Source organism: Stieleria sedimenti, from assembly GCF_025060895.1.
Taxonomy (GTDB): Bacteria; Planctomycetota; Planctomycetia; order Pirellulales; family Pirellulaceae; genus Stieleria; species Stieleria sedimenti.
Genome location: NZ_JANZKV010000354.1, coordinates 1 through 4,853, shown reverse-complemented (window position 1 = coordinate 4,853; position 4,853 = coordinate 1). Strand labels below are relative to the sequence as shown.

Genomic DNA, 4,853 nt, shown 5'->3' with positions numbered 1-4,853 from the left:
CGACGTCGCGGTCGCCGTCGACGTCGCCGAACAGACTGAAGAACGCGTCGGTCGACTGGTTCCCAAACAGGACATCGGCGGGCATCGCACCGTCGCCCACGGTGGTGGTGACGGCCGACGCGATGATCTTCAGCTCGTAGTGACCATCGAGCAACGAGTGCAGTCCGGCGGCCCGACGTTGGAGCACGAATTCGCCGGGTTGGAACCTCAGATCTGCCACCGTGCCGGTCGCCGTGGTGGACGACGTGACATCCAACGCGATGGATTGTTGCGTCCCCCGAGGCGTCAATAAAAACGACGATGCGGACACGTCGACCAACGAATCGAACGTGACCTGGACCGACGTGACGAGCGAACGACTGGGGTCGCCGTAGTTGATCTGCACACTTTCCACCCCGGGTGGCCCCAGTACTTCGACGGTCCAGCCGATCGTCTGTTCCAGCGTCGATCGCTGATGGCGCACCCAGTCGGTCGGGTCATAGACGCGCGCCGAGACGTCGTAGACACCGGGGCCGAACCCGGCGTCGCCTAGATTGAACGTCCCCGCCGTTGCGCCCGGCACCTCGACCCCGTCGACGGACCACTGCACCTGTTGGACCTGCCAGTCAATCGCCTGCACCCACAACTCGGGTGCAGTGTCTCGGATCGTCTGGGTGTTGTCCAACCAGTCGTCGACAGGGTCCACCAGGTCATAGATGTCCAAAATGATCTTTTCACGACTGACCGCATCAAAGGGCCGTCCCAGGCTACGCATCTTGGAATTGTTCGAGGGACGATACAGACCTCGGTTAAAGTATCGCGCCCCTTCATAAGCGCCGATCGTGCCGATGCCGGGTTGATCATATCCGACCCACCGCTGCCACTTCGCACCCTGCGGATCGGTGGTGACGTTGACTTCCCGAGGTTCGCCTCCGGTGTAGAGTGGACTTCCCCCGTACTCATCAGCCAAGTCGTTGAACGAGTGGGCGACTTCGTGCAAGGCGAGTTCGTTAGCCGATCCGTTGGCTCCGGCGAAGACCGCGTAACTGCCCCCGCTACCACCGTATTTGGAATCGTTTACAGAAACAAATTGCATCTCGGCGCTGAATCCCGCGCCGGCCAGCGCCTCATTTTTCGCCGCGTTGGCTTTGGCGTTGTTGATGCAAATCAGTCGTTCCGTCCCGCCGCAAAAATAGAAGGCATCCAATGCCGTGTCGACGAAGATCTCGTTGGGTGGTTCATCGGCACCGGACTGATTGGAAATGACGTTGATGCGATGCGCATTAAAAAAGTTAGCGTAACGCGGGTAGGGATCTTGTCCCGCATTAAACAGGTATTCCAACATTCCGTTGACGTGACTGAGATAAACGTTGTCGATCTGCGCTGCCGTGTATCCGTCACCGAGAATCACGATGTCCACTCGGTTGTCGGACGGACCGTTGTTGAGCACCGTTTCAAACCCCGTGGTCAGTTCAGCCGGCGAACCGAGATCGGCCGAGTTCAACAGCACCTGCCGTTGAAACGGCCCCATCCTCCATTGGTCCACGCCGGTCACGTCCGATTCGATCGGGGGCGCCGTGGCCGGATCAATCCAATCGCTCGACGCGACATCAGCCGCCAGCAGTCGCCGAGCTTCGAGGGATTCAAACGAGAATCGTCTTTTTCGTTGCCTGAGCATCACGATGGTGGGACGGAGGAAGATTGCTTTTGCGCCGTGATTCGCACGAGTCGCCGCAAGGTCATAGGGTAATACGAAGTCGCTCGCCAGGGCGTTTCAATGCCAGGTTCTCGTCGCCCTGTGACATTCGTGGCACAGCGCGTTAGACTTGAGGCCTCGGCTTGCCAACACTCTTCTTCGCCAGTCTGGACTCCCCCATGCTCGAAGCCTTCACCAATCGCGTCCTCTCGGTCATCCAGCGAGAATTTCCGACACGCGGCTTTCGACTCGGCGAAGAACTGGGCGTCATCACGGACGGATCGGCAAAATTCGGAATGAGCAACTTGTGGGCGCAATTTCAACAATCCCCGCTGCCCGACGAAGAGTTCGATCAGGTGATCATCGAAAAATTCGCCGGTGCGTTGAAACTGATCGATGGCGCCGCCGAAGCGATCCCGCAGGCCTGGGAAGACGTCAAACCGAGGCTGAGAGTTCAATTGGTCAGCGCGAAAGTCACCGATGTCGGCCGTGCGATCACGTTCCCCTTCGCCGACGACGTGCACTCGAGTCTGGTCAGTGATTGTGACACCGGCTATGCCTACATCAGCAACGAAGATTTGGAACGCTGGGGCCAATCAGCGGTCGATGCGATCGAAATCGGCAAGCTGAACATCGTGACGTCCAGCCCGACGTTACCCATGACCGTCATGCCCGGGCCGGCTCCACTGGTGGCGATCCAAACGGGCGATGGCTACGATGCGGCCAGGATTCTGATCCCCGAGATCCGCGCCAGGATCATCTCGGAGTTGACCGGCGACGAAGACGGAGAAGTCTACGTCGGGGTGCCCAACCGAGACTTCCTCATCGCTTGGCCAATGACGGTCGATGAGGACTTGCACCAACAACTCAGTCAGACCGTCGCGCTGGACGCCCGCCGGCAGTCACATCCGCTCAGCGAACGCGTCCTCCGCGTGACCAAAGACAAGATCGCAATCGCCTAACGCGGGTTGTCAACACACCCCGATCACGCATTCGCCCAGGTCAAAACAGGTCCGCCAGACGAACGGTTACGGTGCAGGTTTCACAAACCGTGATCTCGAAGCGATCCGCGACAGATTCGGCGTTCCACTTGCCATCGTTGTCGCGTCGGTGGATCTGGACGGTTTTGAGTGCTGGGTCCAGGATCGCGTAGATCGGGACGCCTTGTTCGTCATACAAATCGCGTTTGAAGGTGCGGTCGCGTTCGGCCGTCGAAGAGGACAAGACTTCGGCGACAAATCCGGGTGTCGTTTCAATGTGTTTCTCGGGAACACCACCGCACAGCACTACGACGTCGGGCCGGACCACGGTGTCCCGCGAAACGATCCAGTCCACTTCACCGAGGACGACCGCATCGCACTTCTGAGCGAGAAGTTGAGAACCGAGCTCTCTTGCAAGGTTAAAAAGCACCAGTTGATGAACTCCAAACGGACTGGGGCTCATCGAGACGGCGACCCCATCCCAAAGCTCCCAGTCTCCCTCCCAGGTCGCGTAGTCATCAACGGTGTATCGCGGAATATATTTTGGGACAGCAGGCATTGAATCAACGGGGCGAGCAGGTGCTTGATAGATGCCATCACCAGTATATCACGGAGGAACAAATTGCGAACGGAACGGTCAGATGCCTCGAACGCGGCGCCATGAAGTTCCGTCACGGAGTAGAATGAGACGCCTTCGTCCGGCCGGGGACCAGCACGGTCATGATGGCCCCCTCCCCCCGACCTTTCCTCGCGTCGTTTGAGATCACCAATGCTACGTTTGATTGTTCTGCTTGCCGTTCTAGGCGGCGGTTCCTGCTCTTCCTGGACCCGAGCCGAACAGCCCGACATCATCTTGGTCATGGCTGACGACGTCGGCATCGAGGGGCTCGGTTGTTACGGGGGTGTGTCTTACCGAACGCCGAATCTGGATCGGATGGCGGCCGCCGGTGTCCGATTCACCCACGCCTACTCGCAACCGCTGTGTACGCCGACGCGGGTGGAGTTGATGACCGGCAAGGACAATCATCGCAATTGGACCTACTTCGGGATTCTTGATCCACGCGAACGCACGTTCGGTCACGCGATGACCGATGCCGGATACGTGACCGCAATCTTCGGCAAGTGGCAATTGCAGTCGTATGATCCACCCGACCTGCCGGGCGCGGAGGCCAGACGTGGCAAGGGCATGCACCCCAAAGACGCGGGTTTCGATGAGTACGCGTTGTTCCATGCCCTGCACACCGAAGACAAGGGGTCACGCTACGCCAACCCGACAATGTTGGAAGGCCGGCGCGGCGGCGAAGGAACACTCAGAACGTACCACGGCCGCTACGGCGAAGACGTTTGGGTCGAAAAAATCATGGCCTTCCTGGACACCAAGACCGACAAGCCGAAGTTCGTCTACTACCCGATGGCGCTGCCCCACTGGCCGTTCGTTCCGACACCCGATTCCGCCGACTGGAACCCCGACAAGCCGCAAGAAGAACATCTGCGCTACGGAAGCGACATGATCGAGTACATGGACACGACGATGGGGAACTTGTTTCAAGGTTTGCGTCAGCGAAATCTCGCACGCGAAACGATCGTCATCTTTTACAGCGACAACGGCACCCATCTGAAAGTCACCTCGAAAATGAAAGATGGCCGCTTGATCCCCGGTGGCAAAGCGATGCCGACCCAGACCGGGATCCACGTGCCGCTGATCGTGCACTGCCCAGACCGCTACAAACCCGCCGTCGTCGACGGCATCGTCGACGCCTCGGATTTTTACCCGACGCTGTTGGAGTTGGCCGGAGTCGAAAAGCAAACTGGAAAGCACTTGGACGGGATCAGTTTTGTGCCCCAATTGGTCGGCCAGCCGACGCCACGCCGGGAGGCAGCGTTCTTTTGGTATGACCCTCGACCGGGCTGGGACAAAGAAAAATTCAGCCGCCACGTCTTCGCCCTCAACAAGACCCACAAGCTGTTCCGCGATGGACGGATGTTTCGTATCGGCGAACTGCCTCTGAAAGAGACGTTGGTCCAGCAGGACGACGAAGAAGATCGTGTGGCCAGAGCCGAGTTGCAAGCCGTGATCGATCGAGCGATGTCCGGTGTCGATGAACCGCCGCTGGTGGATGCCTATGGCAAGGTCTTGGATAGGTGACGCTTTGCCCTGGTGCTTTGTGACGCACCAAAAGTGGGGCAAGCTTCCAGCT

At 58.9% G+C, this 4,853-nt stretch carries 4 protein-coding genes; 2 read left to right on the top strand and 2 right to left on the bottom strand.

Annotated elements, in window-relative coordinates; translation table 11 throughout:
- The coding region (locus NZK35_RS33575) for a M64 family metallopeptidase (protein ID WP_259636902.1) at nucleotides 1-1,657 on the bottom strand (1,657 nt) is incomplete at its 3' end.
- A gap of 161 nt (nucleotides 1,658-1,818) precedes the next feature.
- On the opposite strand from NZK35_RS33575, the gene NZK35_RS33570 reads away from it, so the two are divergent.
- Nucleotides 1,819-2,637 (top strand): hypothetical protein, encoded by an 819-nt coding sequence (locus NZK35_RS33570; protein WP_259636901.1) that lies wholly within the window; start codon nucleotides 1,819-1,821, stop codon nucleotides 2,635-2,637.
- A gap of 40 nt (nucleotides 2,638-2,677) precedes the next feature.
- Here the strand turns inward: NZK35_RS33570 and NZK35_RS33565 are convergent, their stop codons facing one another.
- Nucleotides 2,678-3,214 (bottom strand): Uma2 family endonuclease, encoded by a 537-nt coding sequence (locus NZK35_RS33565; protein ID WP_259636900.1) that lies wholly within the window; start codon nucleotides 3,212-3,214, stop codon nucleotides 2,678-2,680.
- Between the two features lie 210 nt (nucleotides 3,215-3,424).
- On the opposite strand from NZK35_RS33565, the gene NZK35_RS33560 reads away from it, so the two are divergent.
- Complete coding sequence (locus NZK35_RS33560; RefSeq protein ID WP_259636899.1) at nucleotides 3,425-4,801, top strand: sulfatase-like hydrolase/transferase; 1,377 nt, start codon at nucleotides 3,425-3,427, stop codon at nucleotides 4,799-4,801.
- Nucleotides 4,802-4,853: the final 52 nt, after the last annotated feature.

What these genes read in the sequence shown, in the direction of transcription:
- NZK35_RS33560 (WP_259636899.1), top strand. Translation starts at nt 3,425, where the DNA reads ATGCTACGTTTGATTGTTCTGCTTGCCGTTCTAGGCGGCGGTTCCTGC.
- NZK35_RS33565 (WP_259636900.1), bottom strand. Translation starts at nt 3,214, where the DNA reads ATGCCTGCTGTCCCAAAATATATTCCGCGATACACCGTTGATGACTAC.